At 58.8% G+C, this 16,101-nt stretch carries 19 protein-coding genes; 8 read left to right on the top strand and 11 right to left on the bottom strand.

Going from position 1 to position 16,101, the window contains the following annotated elements:
- Nucleotides 1–11 precede the first annotated feature (11 nt).
- Genes flgG through BM234_RS12710 form a run of 4 tightly spaced genes read left to right on the top strand, consistent with a single transcriptional unit; the run spans nt 12 to nt 2,465 of the window.
- Entirely contained in the window at nt 12–797 is a 786-nt protein-coding gene (flgG, locus tag BM234_RS12725; protein WP_092065558.1) for a flagellar basal-body rod protein FlgG, read from the top strand.
- Nucleotides 797–1,219: a flagellar basal body P-ring formation chaperone FlgA gene (gene flgA, locus BM234_RS12720; protein ID WP_092065556.1), complete on the top strand. Its 423-nt coding sequence runs from the start codon at nt 797–799 to the stop codon at nt 1,217–1,219. Before flgG ends, flgA begins: the two co-directional genes overlap by 1 nt.
- 4 nt (nt 1,220–1,223) lie before the next feature.
- Nucleotides 1,224–1,955 carry a flagellar basal body L-ring protein FlgH gene (gene flgH, locus BM234_RS12715; RefSeq protein ID WP_281247968.1) on the top strand — a complete coding sequence of 244 codons (732 nt, stop codon included), beginning with the start codon at nt 1,224–1,226 and terminating at the stop codon, nt 1,953–1,955.
- 9 nt (nt 1,956–1,964) lie between these two features.
- Complete coding sequence (locus BM234_RS12710; protein ID WP_092065552.1) at nt 1,965–2,465, top strand: flagellar basal body-associated FliL family protein; 501 nt, start codon at nt 1,965–1,967, stop codon at nt 2,463–2,465.
- A 3-nt stretch (nt 2,466–2,468) separates the two neighbouring features.
- Here the strand turns inward: BM234_RS12710 and BM234_RS12705 are convergent, their stop codons facing one another.
- The 10 genes from BM234_RS12705 to BM234_RS12665 form a co-directional block, all read right to left on the bottom strand.
- Complete coding sequence (locus tag BM234_RS12705) at nt 2,469–2,837, bottom strand: hypothetical protein (RefSeq protein WP_139226805.1); 369 nt, start codon at nt 2,835–2,837, stop codon at nt 2,469–2,471.
- Nucleotides 2,813–3,919, bottom strand: coding sequence for a flagellar type III secretion system protein FlhB (flhB, locus tag BM234_RS12700; protein ID WP_092065548.1), 1,107 nt, complete (start codon nt 3,917–3,919; stop codon nt 2,813–2,815). Before flhB ends, BM234_RS12705 begins: the two co-directional genes overlap by 25 nt.
- Nucleotides 3,916–4,695, bottom strand: coding sequence for a flagellar biosynthetic protein FliR (locus BM234_RS12695; protein WP_425439245.1), 780 nt, complete (start codon nt 4,693–4,695; stop codon nt 3,916–3,918). Before BM234_RS12695 ends, flhB begins: the two co-directional genes overlap by 4 nt.
- On the bottom strand, nt 4,692–6,779 hold the full coding sequence (gene flhA, locus BM234_RS12690) for a flagellar biosynthesis protein FlhA (RefSeq protein ID WP_092065546.1): 2,088 nt from the start codon (nt 6,777–6,779) through the stop codon (nt 4,692–4,694). Before flhA ends, BM234_RS12695 begins: the two co-directional genes overlap by 4 nt.
- The gene (locus BM234_RS17500) at nt 6,779–6,940 is read right to left on the bottom strand and encodes a hypothetical protein (protein ID WP_175501270.1); all 162 of its coding nucleotides are present in this window, start codon (nt 6,938–6,940) and stop codon (nt 6,779–6,781) included. Before BM234_RS17500 ends, flhA begins: the two co-directional genes overlap by 1 nt.
- A gap of 88 nt (nt 6,941–7,028) precedes the next feature.
- Nucleotides 7,029–9,233 (bottom strand): hypothetical protein, encoded by a 2,205-nt coding sequence (locus BM234_RS12685; RefSeq protein WP_092065544.1) that lies wholly within the window; start codon nt 9,231–9,233, stop codon nt 7,029–7,031.
- Nucleotides 9,230–10,099 carry a flagellar motor stator protein MotA gene (motA, locus tag BM234_RS12680; protein ID WP_092065542.1) on the bottom strand — a complete coding sequence of 290 codons (870 nt, stop codon included), beginning with the start codon at nt 10,097–10,099 and terminating at the stop codon, nt 9,230–9,232. The genes BM234_RS12685 and motA overlap by 4 nt, the downstream gene beginning before the upstream one ends.
- A 66-nt stretch (nt 10,100–10,165) precedes the next feature.
- Nucleotides 10,166–10,711, bottom strand: a complete 546-nt coding sequence (locus BM234_RS12675) for a MotE family protein (protein ID WP_245752635.1) — start codon at nt 10,709–10,711, stop codon at nt 10,166–10,168.
- A gap of 75 nt (nt 10,712–10,786) precedes the next feature.
- Nucleotides 10,787–11,194, bottom strand: coding sequence for a hypothetical protein (locus BM234_RS12670; protein ID WP_245752633.1), 408 nt, complete (start codon nt 11,192–11,194; stop codon nt 10,787–10,789).
- 10 nt (nt 11,195–11,204) lie between these two features.
- Nucleotides 11,205–11,708, bottom strand: a complete 504-nt coding sequence (locus BM234_RS12665) for a flagellar basal body-associated FliL family protein (protein WP_092065538.1) — start codon at nt 11,706–11,708, stop codon at nt 11,205–11,207.
- Between the two features lie 115 nt (nt 11,709–11,823).
- On the opposite strand from BM234_RS12665, the gene fliF reads away from it, so the two are divergent.
- The 4 genes from fliF to fliP are packed head-to-tail and all read left to right on the top strand — an operon-like array spanning nt 11,824 to nt 15,056.
- A complete protein-coding gene (gene fliF / locus BM234_RS12660) occupies nt 11,824–13,443 on the top strand; it encodes a flagellar basal-body MS-ring/collar protein FliF (protein ID WP_342714711.1) in 1,620 nt (539 codons plus the stop codon).
- Nucleotides 13,440–14,039, top strand: coding sequence for a FliH/SctL family protein (locus BM234_RS12655; RefSeq protein WP_092065534.1), 600 nt, complete (start codon nt 13,440–13,442; stop codon nt 14,037–14,039). Before fliF ends, BM234_RS12655 begins: the two co-directional genes overlap by 4 nt.
- A complete protein-coding gene (locus BM234_RS12650; RefSeq protein WP_092065532.1) occupies nt 14,032–14,313 on the top strand; it encodes a FliM/FliN family flagellar motor switch protein in 282 nt (93 codons plus the stop codon). Before BM234_RS12655 ends, BM234_RS12650 begins: the two co-directional genes overlap by 8 nt.
- Nucleotides 14,314–14,327: 14 nt before the next feature.
- Nucleotides 14,328–15,056, top strand: coding sequence for a flagellar type III secretion system pore protein FliP (gene fliP / locus BM234_RS12645; RefSeq protein WP_092066041.1), 729 nt, complete (start codon nt 14,328–14,330; stop codon nt 15,054–15,056).
- 35 nt (nt 15,057–15,091) lie between these two features.
- Here fliP and bhcD read toward each other — a convergent pair whose 3' ends face one another.
- On the bottom strand, nt 15,092–16,057 hold the full coding sequence (gene bhcD / locus BM234_RS12640) for an iminosuccinate reductase BhcD (RefSeq protein ID WP_092065530.1): 966 nt from the start codon (nt 16,055–16,057) through the stop codon (nt 15,092–15,094).
- Nucleotides 16,058–16,101: the final 44 nt, after the last annotated feature.

Below are 16,101 nucleotides of genomic sequence, written 5' to 3'. Positions count from 1 at the left end.
GGGAGAGAACCATGCGTGCCCTGAAAATCGCCGCCACCGGCATGAGCGCCCAACAAATGCGTGTCGAGGTCATATCCAACAACCTCGCCAACATGAGCACCACGGGCTACAACGCTCGTCGCGCAGACTTTGCCGACCTTCATTACGAACAGGTCACGCGGCCGGGTTCGATCAATGCCAGTGATGGTACCGTGCTGCCCACCGGCGTTCAGATGGGCCTCGGCGTTCGTCCCTCCTCCGTTTCCATCAACCTTGCCCAGGGGTCGATCTCGGCCACGGGCGGGGATCTTGATCTTGCGATCGAGGGCAACGGTTACCTGGAAGTCACCCTGCCGAATGGCACCGCCGCTTACACACGTGATGGCGCTCTCAAGCGCTCCGCCGACGGCCTGATCGTCTCGGCGGATGGCTTTGCCGTGGCCCCGGAGATCGTCATCCCCGAGGATGCCAATTCCATCTCGATCAATGCCGATGGCGAAGTCTATGCGTATTTTGCCGATCAGGTCGACGCGCAGCTGCTGGGCCAGTTGAACCTCGTGGGTTTTACCAATCCAAAGGGTCTCGAAGCGATGGGGTCCAACCTTTTTCGTGAGACAGCGGCATCGGGCGACGCTCTCGTCGGAGAACCTGGCGAAGACGGGCTTGGAACGCTGCGGCAAGGCTATCTTGAGGACAGCTCCGTCGATCCGGTCAAGGAAATCACCGACCTGATCGAAGCGCAGCGCGGATATGAACTCAACTCCAAGGTCATTTCCGCCGCGGACCAGATGCTCAGCGCGACGACACAGGTGCGCTGATGCGGGCTGTCGCGATCTCTCTTCTTCTCGCCCTCGCGGCGGGTGGTGCCGTGGCCGACACGCTATATGCCACGGTCACCCTCCGCCCCGGCACGATCGTCGGGCCGGGCGATTTCGAACCGAGAGACGTGGCAATCCCCGGCATGGTCAGCGATGCAAGAGACATCGTCGGCCTTGAGACACGCGTAGCGATCTATGCCGGGCGCCCCGTGCGGCCGGGCGACTTTGGTCCCCCCACCATAATCGAGCGGAATGATGTTCTGACGCTCAATTATCGCGGCGGCGGCCTGCGCATTTCAACTGAGGGCCGCGCGCTCTCTCAAGGCGGTGTCGGCGACGTGGTTCGGGTCATGAACCTGTCATCCCGCAGCACCGTGACAGGCATCGTCCAGCCCGATGGCACGGTCGAGATCCAGAGGTAGTTTCGTGAAAAAATCCAAATACATCGCCCTCGCCCTTTGCTGCGCCACCGCAGCCTGCGGACGCATGGACCACCTCGGCAAGGCCCCAAGCTTTACAGCACCCGCCGAAAGCCCGGAGCATCTCGCCATGATGCACGCCGGCGCCCCCGAGGTGAGCACAGCGCTGCGCAACAGCGACCGCGCATCGCTCTGGGATACGTCCCGCGCATCACTTCTGGGCGAACGTCGCGCCGTGAAGCAGGGCGATATCATGACAGTGGTCATCGAGATCGACGAGAGCGCTGAAATCAGAAATTCCACATCGCAATCCCGAACGGGGTCCGAAAGCCTCGGCATTCCCCAACTGTTCGGTTTGCCGCAGCGTGCGAACGAGAAGCTCCCCGAAGGGGCAACAATGGCAGACGCGGTATCGATCGATTCCAGCAGTTCCGCTGACGGAGACGGTTCCGTCCGTCGCAACGAGAAGCTTGAGCTGCGCGTGGCGGCCACGATCGTCGACATTTTGCCAAACGGGGTCTTCGCGATCTCCGCAAGTCAGGAAGTGCGCGTGAACTTCGAGCTGCGCGAACTTCTGGTGACCGGGTATGTTCGCCCCGAGGATATTTCGCGCCGTAATGAAATCACCTACGACAAGATTGCCTCGGCCCGTATTTCTTATGGCGGCCGCGGCCAGATCACCGACGTTCAACAACCACGCTATGGTCAGCAAGTGCTTGACCGCGTGCTGCCCTTCTAGGAGCGCCCCATGAAAAAGCTCCTGCCAATTCTTCTCGCAATCATCGGCATCGGGTCCGGCGTGGGCGCCGGAATCATGCTCAAGCCGTCACATGAACCGGTGGTGGCTGAAAATCCATGTGAGTCGCCTGAATTTCCTGACGAGGTGCACGAAGCGGTTGCGACCGAACCCGAAGAAGCGCCTCAGGGCGTCGAATATGCTGAAATGTCCAACCAGTTCATCGTGCCTGTCGTCCTGAACGACAAGGTCACGTCAATGGTGGTGATGACGCTCAGCATCGAAGTGCCCGAAGGCATGTCAGAGGAAATCTACGCCCGCGAGCCCAAACTCCGCGACAAGTTCCTTCAGATCATGTTCGACTATGCCAACATGGGTGGCTTCAAGGGTAACTTCACTGCTGCATCGACCTTGGAACCGCTTCGCGCAATGCTCATCACGCAGGCCAAACGGCTTTTGCCCGGCGTCGCTTCAGATGTGCTGATCCTCGACATCATCCGGCAAGACATCTGATCCTCAGCTCTTCTTCGCCAGATCTTCGACGATCTGGCGGACGACCTGATCACGGCCAAAGGCCCGCCGCGCGCGGGCCTCGACCGACGCTTTCTCAGCCAGCACACGCGCCAGAGCCATATTGAGCTCCGACTTCTTTCGCGCGGCCCACCTGTCCCACATGAAATCCGCACCTGTTTGACGCGCCATGGTCTTGGCATCTTCGGGCACGTCCTCCGCCCCCAGCCATGCCGAGCTGGGCGTGAGCGCCGCAAGCGCCGCCCGCAACTCTGCCTCCCGGCGCGCGAATTCGACCAGCGGCGCAGACGCTCTCTGAAACGCCACATCCGTCAACTCAGCAAGTGCCTTCATCTGCTCGGTTTCTTCATCCATGGCTGTCCCTTAACCTTCCTGCGCATCTTTTCCGCGAAACGGATTGCCGCTGCGACGGCTTGGTAGTGTTCTTCTGCAATTTCCTGTCCGATCTGAACGGTCGCATAGAGTGCGCGGGCCGTCGGTGGATCTGAATGGATCGGTATCGCGTTTTCCTGAGCAATCTCCCGGATCCTCGCGGCGATCTCATCGACGCCCTTGGCGATGCACGCCGGCGCCTCGCCCTTCTTGCGGCTCCATTTGAGCGCCACAGCGTAGTGCGTCGGGTTCACGATCACCACATCGGCCTCCGGAACGTCCTTCAGGACCTGTCGCATCGCGATTTCATGACCCCGCTGACGCCGCTGCTGTTTCATGTGCGGATCGCCTTCGGACTGCTTCATCTCATCCATCATGTCCTTGCGAGACATACGATTCTTGCGAATATGCTCGAAGTGCTGCCAGGCGTAGTCCACCGCGGCGATAGTGGTGGCGATAACGATCACGACCAGCATGAAATCGAGACACAGCGACAGCATCAGCGCGCCAATACTGCCGGGCGAAGTATGAATCGCGAGGAGAAGCGAGTCGAAACGCCCCCGGAGAAAGATGCCGAGCACGACCGAGTATATCGTCAGCTTGGCGAAGCTCTTCGCAAACTCAAAAAGACCGTTCCGCCCGAATTTGTTTTTCGCGCCTTGGATCGGAGATATCTTGCTCAGTTTTGGTTCCAGCTTGGAGGGCGCGACGACAAAGGCCCGCTGCGCGATCACCGCGAGGAGTGCAGCCAACGCCGGGAGTAAGAACCACACCAGCAGAGGTGGGATGATTTCGGATATCAAGCTTCCGAAAATCGGGCGGCCCGGCTCTTCGAAGATGACCTTGGAAAGCTCGGGCGCCCGATCAATCAAGCTCGACAACGCCGTACCGAACCGGTCGATCGACGCAGCGCCAAAAGCGGCCCCGACCACCGTAAAGGCCAGGTAAACTGCCGCTGTTGATACATCGGCGGATTTGGCGATTTCACCCTTCTTCCGGGCATCCTCGAGTTTCTTCGGGGTTGGGTCTAGGTTCTTTTCACTGTCGTCGTCGCCCCCGCTCATGGCTGCGCCCCAAAAGGATTGGCGATGAACCCGTTAAGCGCCGTCAGCCAGACCTCAAGCATGATCGGGGAGGCAAGAAACAGAATGAAAAGGCCACCTGCCGTCACCACCGGTGCGCCCACGAAGGACACCATGAGTTGCGGCATCGCCTTGTTGATAACCCCAAGCGCCAGATTATAGACCAACGACGCGATCACGAATGGTGCCGCAAGCATGAACGCCAGCGAAAAGGCCCGCGAAATGCGCTGAACCCCCCATTCAGAGATAAGATTGGCATCGGGAAGACGGCCCGGCGGAAAGAGATCGTAAGACAGAACCATCCATTCAGTGATCCGGGTATGCAGTCCGAAGAGAACCGCGAGTGCGAGCCCTGAAACGACGAGGAGGTGCCCGATAGCTGGCATCGGCTCCAGCGCGGCACCGCCAAGAATCTGTGAGAGCGAGGTCGACTGCGCCGCGATGGACCCGGCCACGGACAGTGCGAGAACAAAGAGCCGCAGCATCAGCCCCATGACCAATCCGACAATGGTCTCGGGGATCAGATAACCCAGCATCTGCATTGGCGTTTCAAAGGCGATGTCCCAACCCGGAGTCACAATCGGCGCGACAATAAGCGTGAAGGATAGCGCGACAATCAACCTGACCTGAACGGGAACTGCACGTTCCCCGAAGGCTGGCAAGGTCGCAAGTATGGCGCCGATCCGAAAGAAAACCACCATCCCGACCGCGAGAAAGCCTTCGAGCAGATCTGTGGCGCTCGTAAGCTCTTCGATCACGCGGAGACTACCCCTACAAGAGCGGGGCGTGCCTCCAATCCGATCTCCTCGAAGGAGAGGACCGGGTTCAGCAACCCCTTGGCGCTCATCACCGTGCGCAGGAAACGTCTGCGACGCGTTGATGTAATCACTGCCGCATAAATGCCCTTTTCGTTGGCATCTCCCACCTTCTCGGCGAGGTTGTTGGCCAGTTGGTTGAACGCTTCGGGCGGGAGAGCGACGTCAAAACCGCCACGATCCCCTTCTACCTGATAGCGCGAGAAGATATCTTCCCACTCGGGGGCCAGTTGCACCAACGGAATGGAGCCATCCGGCCTTTTCATCTCTGCTACCAATTGGAACCCCAGGCGATGACGTACGTGTTCGCAGATCGCCTCCGTGCTCATGTTGACAAGCCGCGCTTCTGCGATGGCCTCCAGGATCACAGGGAGGTTTCGGATAGAAACCTGCTCTTCGAGCAAGAGTCGCAGCACACCGTGAAGCACATCCAGCGGTACCTTGTCGGGTACCAGTTCATCAAGCAAACGGCGGTTGGCTTCGGCTCTGCCGGCATCCGTGAGGTTGACCATCTCATCCAGAAGGCGCCGGAGCGATTTCAGCGTGAAGAGACGCGAGAAGTTGCGCTTGAGCGTCTCCAGAAGGTGAGTGGCCAAGACTTCTGTTGGCGCGACGATGGTCGACCCCGTGAGCGCCGCCGTATCTTGATCGTCCTCGTCAATCCAGCGGGCCGAGGCCCCATAAACCGGCTCCTTGACGTCTTCGCCGGCCGGAAGCCCCGCCGTACCATCAGCGGTCAGCGCAAGGACCCTGCTTGGATGAAGAACATCACGTGCCTGCTCAACACCGTGAATGCGGATTACATAGGTCCCTTTTGGCAAGGATGGGTCATCCGTCAAACGCATCTCTGGCAGGACGATGCCGAACACTGTCGCCACGTGATTACGCATGTTGGCGATGCGCGCATCGAGCCCGGTCCCCGGGTCGAGAACCATATTCACCAGATCAGGCGCAAACTCGACGTGGATCTCATCGAGATCGAGAGTGTCACCCATCGGGCGCGCGCGCGGCTCGGACGGCTCATCAGGGGCCAGATCCACTGCATCCTGCTCAGCTTGGCGTCGTCTGGAAAGATACACACCAGTCATCCCCAAAACGAGCGCACCCACCACGAAGGGGATGAACGGAAGGCCCGGCACCAATGCAAAGAGAAAGAGCAGCAGACCCACGGTATAGAGCGCCGGCGGATATTTTCCGAGCTGTGCCAGAACGGCAATGTCGGCCGCACCAGATGCCCCGCCCCGGGCGAGGAGAAGCGCGGAGGCGATGGAAATGATGACCGCGGGTATCTGGGTAACAAGACCGTCGCCGACGGTGAGGATTGCATAGGTCTCAAAGGCCTGACCCACTGGCATCCCGTGCACGACGATGCCCATCACGAGCCCCATGATGAGGTTCAAGAGGGTAATCAACAAGCCCGCGACGGCATCGCCTTTTACGAACTTCGACGCGCCATCAAGAGATCCGAAGAACGTCGTTTCAGCCTGTTCGCGCTCTCGTCTGGCCTTGGCCTCGGTATGATCGATTGATCCGGCAGAGACGTCAGCGTCGATTGCCAACTGCTTGCCGGGCATCCCGTCGAGTGCGAAACGCGCTCCGACTTCGGCCATACGAGCCGCACCCTTGGTGATCACCATGAAATTCACAATGAGCAGGACGCAAAAGACCACCAACCCCAGAAAGACGCTGCCGCCCATGATGAAATTGGCAAAGCCTTCGATCACCTCGCCCGCCGCGCTGGTGCCCGTATGGCCCTGCCCGATGATCAGCTTTGTAGAGGATACGTTGAGCGAAAGCCGCAACATCAGGGACGCGAGAAGGATCGTCGGAAAGGACGAGAAATCCAGCGGGCGTTCAATGAACAGTGTGACGGTAAAGATGAGAATCGCCAGGGCGAAAGAGGCGGCAAGGCCGATATCCAGAACGATAGGCGGCATCGGCAAGATCATCATGACGATGATCGCCATAAGCGCGACAGCCATGAGGACGGTCGGCTGAAAAATTGCGGCGACAGAGAAGTTTCGCATCAGTCTTCTTCCCCGATCAGCGTAAAGCGAAGGGGAGGAAGCTCAACCCGGCGCGTCGCCGCGCCTTCGATCCGCGCCCTTCCCCCGAAAAGGAAAGCGGCACAATCGGCGTTCGGCTCTGGGGTATCCCCTTTGGGGACGATGTCATGATGCGGTGTCATCCGGCTCTATCGTGCATTCTGCTACGTCTTAACCGGGATAGTGAAAAATGGTTTACGAGACATGACCGCCGGTCTGTGCCGGGGTCATTTACTCTCCTGCGATCAGCGCATCGACCCGCTCGCGCACTTCCATGCTGTTGGATAGCAGTTCGCGACTGTCTGCGAGCGGCGCGGACGGGCGAGCAGACTGTTCTGGCTGGTCGGTTTGCGCGACCAGAAGGCTTTCAACACTACTCTCAGGGGGAATAGCTGCGTCCTGCTGCCCCCCCTCGCTGAACGCACGAGCACGGAGAACCTCCGCCTCTTCTCCACTCAGTTCGAAGAGTTCAAGCAGAGCCATGTCGGACTTTTCCATCGCAAGATAGATTTCCGCCCGCAGCAGTCTTCGCTTGTCCGAGTCGCTCGGATTGGGCAAGCCAACGAAATCCAGTGCCTGCGACGCAAACCCCTCAGATAGAAGCCGCTTTGCGATTCCATTCGCGTTTCCGCTCGAAAGGTTCTTGCGCTCGTTTCGTCCCATGGGCAGCGTGTGAATGAGGAAGCTATCGGTTGCGGCTTCCCGCGTCAGATCCGCATAAACCTTATCATGAACGCGCTGGACCTCTGGCCCGGCCTCAAGCGCGGAGAGCCGCTCGATGGATTCCGCGTGACGAGCGCTATGCGAAAGCGCGAGCACGAAGGACCGCGATAGTGGACCTTCCGCCGGCGTTCCTCGATTTTCGACCAACATGACGCCAATGAGTTCGACAATCTCGGCAGCGATCTCTTTGTCTTGCTCGATAGCCTGTTCGATATACGCTGTCATCGCCTCGGGGGATTCCGGCTGATTGGCGCGTGCGATATCCTTGAGTTCGTCAAGGCCGTGATCATCGCCGTCAAAACCGCGCAATTTTACTTCAGCAAGTTGCATGGCGGGCTCAGGCTCATCAATTTGCCGCTTCACGAAGCGCAGAAGGGTTTCGGCCAGTTCCCGTTCTCCAAGCTCGCCTAGGCGGGTGGTAAGCGCCGGGGAGATAGCGGATTTCACCGCGACGGGGAGATCCGAATAGGCCTGCACGATTTCTTCCCGAGGCACGACGCCGAAAGGAAGGTCGGACTCGGGCGAAAACAGAGACCAAAGGCTGCGCGCGCCACCACATTTCCCCTGATAGGGAAGGATGTCCTGTCGCGCATTCGCCCCGTGTTCAAGGATACGAGCCATATCGGCCGCCACAGTGACAGCCGGATCCTCTGAATTTGCAAATTCAAGCGCTTGCGCGGCTTCCGCTCCGAATCCAAATGCGATGAACATCCGGGCGTAATCAAGGGCGGCATCAGTATCTGGCTCTTCACGTTCGTCAATCAGTGCGGCCCTGTTCTTTGCCAGTTCAGCGCCAAAATCTTCTGAGTCGATCCACGATGCGACATGGAAATCCGCGGCGTCGACGCAGGACGAAGAAGCCGACAAAGGCGAGAGCGCTTCGGCCACACCCGCCAAGGATTGGTCGACAGAGGTGGCGGCACGAATCTGGGCAGACGCCGCAGGGTGGGATTTCACCATCTCCGGGGTCGTCGGTGTATGCTCTTCCTTGCGTTTCACCACTGGGTCGGGACGTTTCGCCTCGACCGGCGCCAAAAGGCCTTGGCTCGCCGCTCTGCCGATCTGCTCCAACAGCTGTTTTTCAATCTCCGAAACTCGGCCACGGCGCGCCAACTCGTCGTCAAGACGCGTCAAGAGATCCCCTTTGTATTCAGAATCCGAGCGTTGGAGATTCGGTGCAGGTGCGGGGGGGGCAGGCTCCTCCGCAGGAGCCTCAATCGTCTCCATACGACCTGTTGTGATCACCGTCGGGGTGGTTGACCCATAAGAGAGTTCGCCAAAGGAAAGCGATGCGCCTGCGGGTGCCGAAAGGCCGAAGGGGCGCGATACGGTTTGCGCGCCTGGCTTCGGTTCCGATCCGTTGCCGGAAATATCGAGCACCAGATAGTTGTCCAGATGCCAAAACTGGGACACTTCACATTCGCATCCCAGTTCAACCTCTAGACTTCCAGCGCGCCCCGGGTCGGGAAAAGAATGAATTCTTTCCCGACGAATCCGTGCAAAAACCCGCCCCGTATCAAAACTCAAGTCGTCGTCCTCGAAGTTGAGACGAAGACGGGAACCATCCAGTTCCGAAGAAAAGTTCATACGCTGCGGAAGGTCCAGAACAAGGCGGGTATAGCCATCGTGTTCGCCGGAAAGCACGCGAACAGTCTCAGCCTCCGTCATGGCGGGCAAAAGCAGAGATATACCAACCAGACATCTTTTTATCATGCCGCTTCCTGTTTCGTCGATTTCAACGCGTCCTCGAGATCACTGAAGCTCGGGCGGAAATGCTCGGGCGTATTCTGACGCCCCACTTCGATGCAGATATTGGTGGAATGGTTGTGGAGGTTCGCAACCAGGACTTCGCGGATGAGCCTGTAGAAGTTGGCATCCTCTTCGATCACGGCCTTGACCTTTGAAGCGAAGGGGCCGACGAGACCATAGGCAAGAAACACGCCCAGGAACGTTCCCACAAGCGCGCCGCCGATCAACTTCCCCAACACCTCTGGCGGCTGATCGATCGATGCCATCGTCTTGATCACACCCAGAACCGCCGCAACGATACCAAGCGCTGGCAACCCGTCTGCAATCGTTTGCAACGCATGGCTGGAATGCATGGAATGGTGCAGTTTGGATTCGATCCGCTTTTCCAGAACCTCTTCGACCTGATGCGGATCGTCATAGTTCATCGACGCCGAACGCATCGTATCGCAAATCAGCGCGACCGCTTCTTTGTCTGCAAGTATCTTTGGGTACTTTGCAAACACCGCAGATTCGTCGGGAGCCTCGATATGTTCCTCGACCGCGACTGCGTTTTGACGCGCAAGGCGCAGCAATTCGAAGAGGAGGCAGAGGAGATCCTTGTAATCATCCATCTTCCACTTCGGCCCCTTGAATACCTTGCCTATATCTTTGACCGTGTGCTTCACTGCGGGCATATCGTTGCTGATGAGGAAGGCGCCAACAGCTGCGCCACCGATCATGGTCATCTCAAAGGGCAATGACTTGAGGATGATCCCCATCTTCCCGCCAGCGGCAAGATACCCGCCGAAAACCATGACGAAGATCACCACGATACCGACTATACCGATCATTTCACTGCTCCTTCAAAACCAAGGGCACTGTGGCACCGCACGGTTAACAAAGGTTGTTTCAACACCTCATTGCTTCGGAACATTCGCGTTTCTTCCCGCAAGAACCACACTCACGGAGTAAGCCGCCTCGGAACTGAGCCCCGCCATGATACCGGCTGCCGATTCTGGTTTCATCCGAGCGAGAAAACCTGCGGCAAAGTCAGGTGACATCGTCTCAAAGAGCGCTGCCGCATCCTTGGACTTCATGTTCTCATAAACCGCTGTCAGTTGCGCGATGTCGCCCTCGGATGCCGATTCGGCCTTGGTGATGGTTTCCGCCAGACGCGCTTCGGCCTGCGTGAGGGAGGCAAGCTTGGCCTCGATTTCGGCCTTGGCCTCTGAAAGCTTTTGCAAACGGGCCGCGACTTGCGATTCCCTCAGCGCGACCTGCTCTTCACGGGCCTGAAGCGCTTCGAGTACAATGGCCACATCTGCTGCAGGTTCGCATTCAGCAAGAGCGATCGGGGCTTCGGGTTGAGCCGGCTCCTTCGTAAACTCAAGAGCGATTGCCTGACCTGTCTCCCCGCCCAACCGAAGAACGGCCGACCCGATCAGCATGACGGCTAGGGTCATCAAAGCTCCACGCCCGCGGCGACGTCTGGCTTTGCGAACTGGCTTTTTGGGATTTGTTTTTGGTTTTGCCATGGCTCAGCTCCCCGAACGCCGAAAGAAGACCGGGGCTTCTGTTTCGTTCGCGGTGCCCGCATCACCCGCCGCTGGAGCGGCTGGCGCTTCCGGAGGCGCCTGTGGTTTAGGTGCTGCCTCCTGAGTCGCTGGAAGGTCGTGCATCGAGGCTACCATCAGTTCCAGCCGCTGGGCCACGCCGTCGGCACGTTCGGTGAGTTCCTGTAGCGTCCCTGAGGAGGAATTCGCCACCGATTGCGCGGCGGTCAACGTCTTGGTCAAATCATCGACCTGGGCAGAGAGTACGGCGACCGCGCCGCCTACGCCATTTTCCAGATCGTTAAAGCGGGACAATCTGCGTGCAAGAACAAAGCAGTAGATCCCTGCGCCAAGGGCCCCACCCACGAGAAGTACATCAGCTATCAAGTTCATTTTCTCGCCCTCAATTCATCACAAATTCCATGACGAGAAGGTCACGAACGCGATCCTCCCCGGCCACGACTTTGACTCGCCTCAACATCTGGGAGCGCAGCCGCACAAGCGCCGCGTTGCTTTCCAGATCCGCCAGTTCGAGTGCGCGAAGGTAATTGTTCAGCACATCGACGATTCGCGGCATGAGGGTCGTGACGTCGCTCTCATAGGAAGCGGGAACTTCGAGTTGGGCCCGAAACCGCAGATGCGTGTCAGATCCCAGTCCACCGATGGAAACCACCATTGGGTCGACCGGAACAAATGCCAGACCGGTCACGGATTCCAATTCGGTTTCCGTTTCATGAACCTCCTGGGGCGTTGCGTGTTCTTCTTCGGAAAGGCCGGGAATCAGTCCCGCATAGGCCGCGAAGAATCCTCCGCCGCCCCCCGCGAGGCCAAGCACCAGCCCGATGATCAAGGGAAGTTTCGAAGATTTCTTCGGTACTTCCTGTGTATTCGGCTCTTCGTCCGCCATAGCGCCTCCTGACAGCTAACAGGCATTGCTATAATCCCGAGACGACTAACCGATTGTTAAGCCTGATCACCGAAATATCGCCAAGAGCCGCGCAGAATGTCGGCAATGGAGGCGAGTGTTGCAGCAGTTAACAGAAGTCTGGTCACGGATCGGGGCACAACGCCGAATCATCGCGGTGATCGCTGCAGTAGCAATGTTTGCAGCTGTATTGGGCCTGACCCGCATGGCGGGAACGCCGACGATGTCCCTCCTATACGCAGGCCTCGAAAGCAGCGTCGCAGGCGAAGTCGTCGCGGCGTTGGAGCAAGGCGGGGTCGCCTATGAGGTGCGGGGCGATTCGATCTTCGTCGACTCCGCCCAACGCGATGGGCTACGCATGACATTGGCGAGCCAAGGCTTGCCCGCGTCGACCTCCAAGGGGTACGAGCTTCTCGACAACTTGTCAGGCTTTTCAACGACATCACAGATGTTCGACGCGGCCTACCTTCGTGCGAAAGAAGGTGAATTGGCGCGAACAATCATGGCAAGCGCGCATATCCGTTCGGCGCGGGTTCATATCGCCAATTCCTCAAGCAATCCGTTTCAACGCGACATCCAAGCCTCTGCCTCGGTGACCGTGGTGCCGTCCAACGGCACGGTTTCCCCGTCGCAGGCCAAGGCGCTCAGCTATCTCATATCCTCCGCAGTCGCAGGCTTGCGGCCCGAGAATGTCGCCGTCATCGACGCCGCCGGAAATCTCATTGGCGCGTCGGACGATCAATCCACGACACCCATCGGTGAAGAGCGCGCCGCCGCACTGCGTGAGCGGGTTCAGCGCCTTCTCGAAGCGCGCGTCGGATTCGGCAATGCGGTCGTGGAAGTCAGCGTCGATACCGTGACCGAGGCGGAATCCATTGTGGAACGTCGATTCGATCCATCCTCTCGTGTCGCCATCAGCACCGAGACAGAAGAACGCAGCACCAACGCAAACGACAGCAACGGCGGCGACGTCACCGTGGCCTCGAATCTTCCCGACGGAGATGCCGCCGGTGGCAACGGCACCAGCAGCTCGCAGAACAGCGAGACGCGCGAGCGGATCAACTACGAAGTTTCCGAAACCCAGCGGGAAATTGTTCGCCAGCCGGGGGACATCAAACGTGTCACCGTCGCGGTGCTGGTCAACGGCGAAGAAAGCCTGAGCCCTGAGGGTGAGCCGATCAATACCGAGCGCTCCGAACAGGAATTGGGCGCTCTGCGCGACCTCGTGGCCTCCGCAGTCGGTCTCGACGAATCCCGCGGGGACGAGATCACCATCAAATCGATGGAGTTCCAGCCGATCGCCCCCCTGGGTACCTTGGTGGAGCCCACATTCCTGCAAAAGAACAATCTCGATCTGACCTCGCTGATCCAGATGGCAGTGCTTGCAATCGTCGCACTTATCCTCGGGCTCTTCGTTCTGCGTCCCCTCTTTGCGAAACCCTCCGCCGATGACGGAATTCTCGCTCTGGAGAACGGTATGGATGACAATGCCGAAGGCGCTGGCGCAATGACCGGGGAAATCGACTTTGACGAGGATATCCCCGAGATGAATTTCATCGAGACACCCGCCTCCGACCTTGGTTCCTTCGCCCCGGCGCCGGCACCCGCCGTGCCACAAGACCCAGTCGCGCGCCTTCGCGCCATGATTGGCGAGCGCCAGGAAGAAACGGTGGAGATTTTGCGTAGCTGGATGGAAGATCAGGAGGAAAAAGCATGAGCAGCATCGGACACTTCCTCCCCGATTTCTCCATGCCCGGTGCCGTACCGGGCGGGACGGGGATGAGCGAAAGCGAGGTCGAGGAGATCCGGCTTCAGGCCTTCGAGAATGGCTATAACGCGGGCTGGGAAGATGCATCCAAGGCAAAGGCTGAAGAGGCATCCCGGTCCGGCGAAGAACTCTCTCGCAACCTCGCCGATCTAGGATTCACCTATCACGAGGCCCACAAGAGCGTGATGGGGGCGATGAAACCCCTAATTGAGCAACTTGTTCAGTCCGTATTGCCGGAGATCCTGCGCAGCACTTTGGGCGAACGCCTGTCCGCGGAACTACAGGATATTGCCGCGGCGCACGGACAAATCGACGTGCAACTCGCCTGTTCTTCCGGCGATGCGACCTTGTTGGAAGACTCCCTCCCGCAGGACAGCGCGATTCCCCTGCGCCTCGTGACGGACGAAAGCCTGAGCGATGGCCAGATTGAATTACGCTTCGATGACAGCGAAAGGCTCATCGATTTCAGCTCCGTCATGGGCACAATAGAGCAGGCCACGGCCGGCTTCTTCGAAGAACAACAAAAGGAAGTGGTCAATGGATGACGCAGATACAGAACTCAGCAGCTCGAACCCCTTCACATCGGTCCCGATCGATCTTCTCGTGTCCGTCGGCCGGGCGAAGCCGCTCGTGCGCGAACTGCTCGAACTGGGTGAAAACGCGATTCTGGCGCTCGACCGAAAGGTCGACGATCCAGTGGAGCTTTACGTAGGCGACCGCCTTATCGCCCGAGGTGAGCTGGAGGAGCTTGAAGGCGACCAAAAGGGTCAACTCGGCGTCCGTCTTACCGAGATCGTCGATCTGAAAAACGGCCTCTGACGTCCATTATGACAATGCGGATCACATTTTTCACGGCGGTATTTGCGCTGTTTGTGGCGGCCTTGCCCGCCCATGCGCAAGATATCTCGCTGTCTCTGGGCGATGATGGCTCGGTCGCCGCGCGCTCGGTCCAATTGCTGATCCTGCTCACGGTGCTGAGCCTCGTTCCGGGGCTTGCCATAATGGTGACGTGCTTTCCTTTTCTCGTCACCGTATTGGCGATTCTCAGACAAGCCATCGGTCTGCAACAATCACCACCCAACATGCTGCTGGTGAGCCTCGCTCTCTTCCTGACCTATTTCATAATGGAGCCGACGTTCACCGCCGCATGGGAATCCGGCCTCACGCCGCTTTTCGCCGAAGAGATCTCGGTCGAAGAAGCGTTCACGCGAACCGTAGAGCCTTTCCGGCAGTTCATGGGGGGGCGGGTCTCTCCGGATACCTTCGAATCCCTCGCCACTCTGCGGCCAAGTATAGAGCTACCGGGGGACCGGGCCGATGCGCCGCTGTCGCTTCTGGTTCCGTCCTTCCTGCTGTCGGAAATCGAACGCGCGTTTCAGATCGGCTTCTTGATCTTCATGCCGTTCCTGATCATCGATCTGGTGGTCGCCGCCATTCTCATGTCCATGGGCATGATGATGGTTCCCCCAGTTGTGGTTTCCATGCCCTTCAAGCTGGCCTTCTTCGTGGTCGCCGATGGATGGAGCCTGATCTCAGAGGCGCTGGTTCGCAGCTATCTGTAGCGAATGGGGCGGCGCGGGCCGCCCCTACTTTCTATTCAAAAATCGACTTCGACGGCCACGCCCGCCTCTACAGCGCGCTTAACCACGGCATCTGCTACAGCAAGATCCTGAAGCCCGACCCCGGTTCCGTCAAAGAGGGTCAGTTCATCGTCGCTGGTACGCCCCGGGTGATCACCGTTGATGACCGCTCCGATCTGCGCAATGTCTGCTTCCTTCAGCACTCCATTCGCAACAGCATGCTGAGCCTCACCAATACTGATCGACTGTGCGACCTCATCGGTGAACACAGTCGCACGACCGACAAGCGCGGCATCGACTTCCTGTTTCCCCTTTGTATCGGTACCCATACAGGCAATATGCGTGCCGCCAGTTACCTGTGCATCCATCAGGATCGCGTCGAAGGACGATGTGATGGTGATGATCGTATCGGCCTCTGCGCCCAGCCGGTCCAGATCGACCGCCTCAAAGGGAAGCCCGATCTCCGCCGCCGTCTCCTCCAACCGGGAGAGCATGGCCGGATCGACATTCCATCCGATGACCTTCTCGAAATCGCGCTGCTCCGCCGCGGCCCGCATCTGAAAGGCCGATTGGTGGCCAGCGCCGATCATGCCGAGCACCTTGGCACCCTTTGGCGCGAGATATTTGATCGACACAGCCGAGGCCGCCGCCGTTCTGAGCGCAGTGAGCAGGTTACCACCCACCACAGCCTTGCACTTGCCCGTATCCGCATCGAACAGAAAAACGGTCGACTGGTGATTGGTCAGCCCCTTCTCCATGTTGCCCGGCCAGAATCCGCCGGATTTCAGCCCAAGAACCAACTCCGACCGGTCAAAACCCGATTTGAATCCATAGAGCGCATCCGCATGGCCGATGGCCTCTCGAATAACGGGGAAGTTGTAGGCGCTACCCTTGGCCATCGAGGCGAAGACCTTTTCGACCGCAGCGAAGCTATCCGCGCGGGTCATCAGGTCTCCGATTTTGTTTTCGGGGACAATAATCATGAATTCTTCTCTTTGTTCAGGAATGGGCGGGATGCTGATCCCGC

It is taken from the genome of Poseidonocella pacifica (assembly GCF_900111875.1).
GTDB lineage: Bacteria > Pseudomonadota > Alphaproteobacteria > Rhodobacterales > Rhodobacteraceae > Poseidonocella > Poseidonocella pacifica.
The sequence above is the reverse complement of the archived record's forward strand: the minus strand, read 5'-3'. Positions and strand labels throughout refer to the sequence as shown.

Excerpts from the sequence above, each read along its gene's own strand:
- bhcD (WP_092065530.1), bottom strand. The coding sequence starts at position 16,057 with ATGATTATTGTCCCCGAAAACAAAATCGGAGACCTGATGACCCGCGCG.
- flhA (WP_092065546.1), bottom strand. The coding sequence starts at position 6,779 with ATGCGAAACTTCTCTGTCGCCGCAATTTTTCAGCCGACCGTCCTCATG.
- BM234_RS12650 (WP_092065532.1), top strand. The coding sequence starts at position 14,032 with ATGGATGACGCAGATACAGAACTCAGCAGCTCGAACCCCTTCACATCG.
- flgA (WP_092065556.1), top strand. The coding sequence starts at position 797 with ATGCGGGCTGTCGCGATCTCTCTTCTTCTCGCCCTCGCGGCGGGTGGT.
- motA (WP_092065542.1), bottom strand. The coding sequence starts at position 10,099 with ATGATCGGTATAGTCGGTATCGTGGTGATCTTCGTCATGGTTTTCGGC.
- BM234_RS12665 (WP_092065538.1), bottom strand. The coding sequence starts at position 11,708 with ATGGCGGACGAAGAGCCGAATACACAGGAAGTACCGAAGAAATCTTCG.
- BM234_RS17500 (WP_175501270.1), bottom strand. The coding sequence starts at position 6,940 with ATGACACCGCATCATGACATCGTCCCCAAAGGGGATACCCCAGAGCCG.
- flhB (WP_092065548.1), bottom strand. The coding sequence starts at position 3,919 with ATGAGCGGGGGCGACGACGACAGTGAAAAGAACCTAGACCCAACCCCG.
- BM234_RS12710 (WP_092065552.1), top strand. The coding sequence starts at position 1,965 with ATGAAAAAGCTCCTGCCAATTCTTCTCGCAATCATCGGCATCGGGTCC.
- fliP (WP_092066041.1), top strand. The coding sequence starts at position 14,328 with ATGCGGATCACATTTTTCACGGCGGTATTTGCGCTGTTTGTGGCGGCC.
- BM234_RS12655 (WP_092065534.1), top strand. The coding sequence starts at position 13,440 with ATGAGCAGCATCGGACACTTCCTCCCCGATTTCTCCATGCCCGGTGCC.
- BM234_RS12705 (WP_139226805.1), bottom strand. The coding sequence starts at position 2,837 with ATGGATGAAGAAACCGAGCAGATGAAGGCACTTGCTGAGTTGACGGAT.
- flgG (WP_092065558.1), top strand. The coding sequence starts at position 12 with ATGCGTGCCCTGAAAATCGCCGCCACCGGCATGAGCGCCCAACAAATG.
- BM234_RS12685 (WP_092065544.1), bottom strand. The coding sequence starts at position 9,233 with ATGATAAAAAGATGTCTGGTTGGTATATCTCTGCTTTTGCCCGCCATG.
- BM234_RS12675 (WP_245752635.1), bottom strand. The coding sequence starts at position 10,711 with ATGACCCTAGCCGTCATGCTGATCGGGTCGGCCGTTCTTCGGTTGGGC.
- BM234_RS12670 (WP_245752633.1), bottom strand. The coding sequence starts at position 11,194 with ATGAACTTGATAGCTGATGTACTTCTCGTGGGTGGGGCCCTTGGCGCA.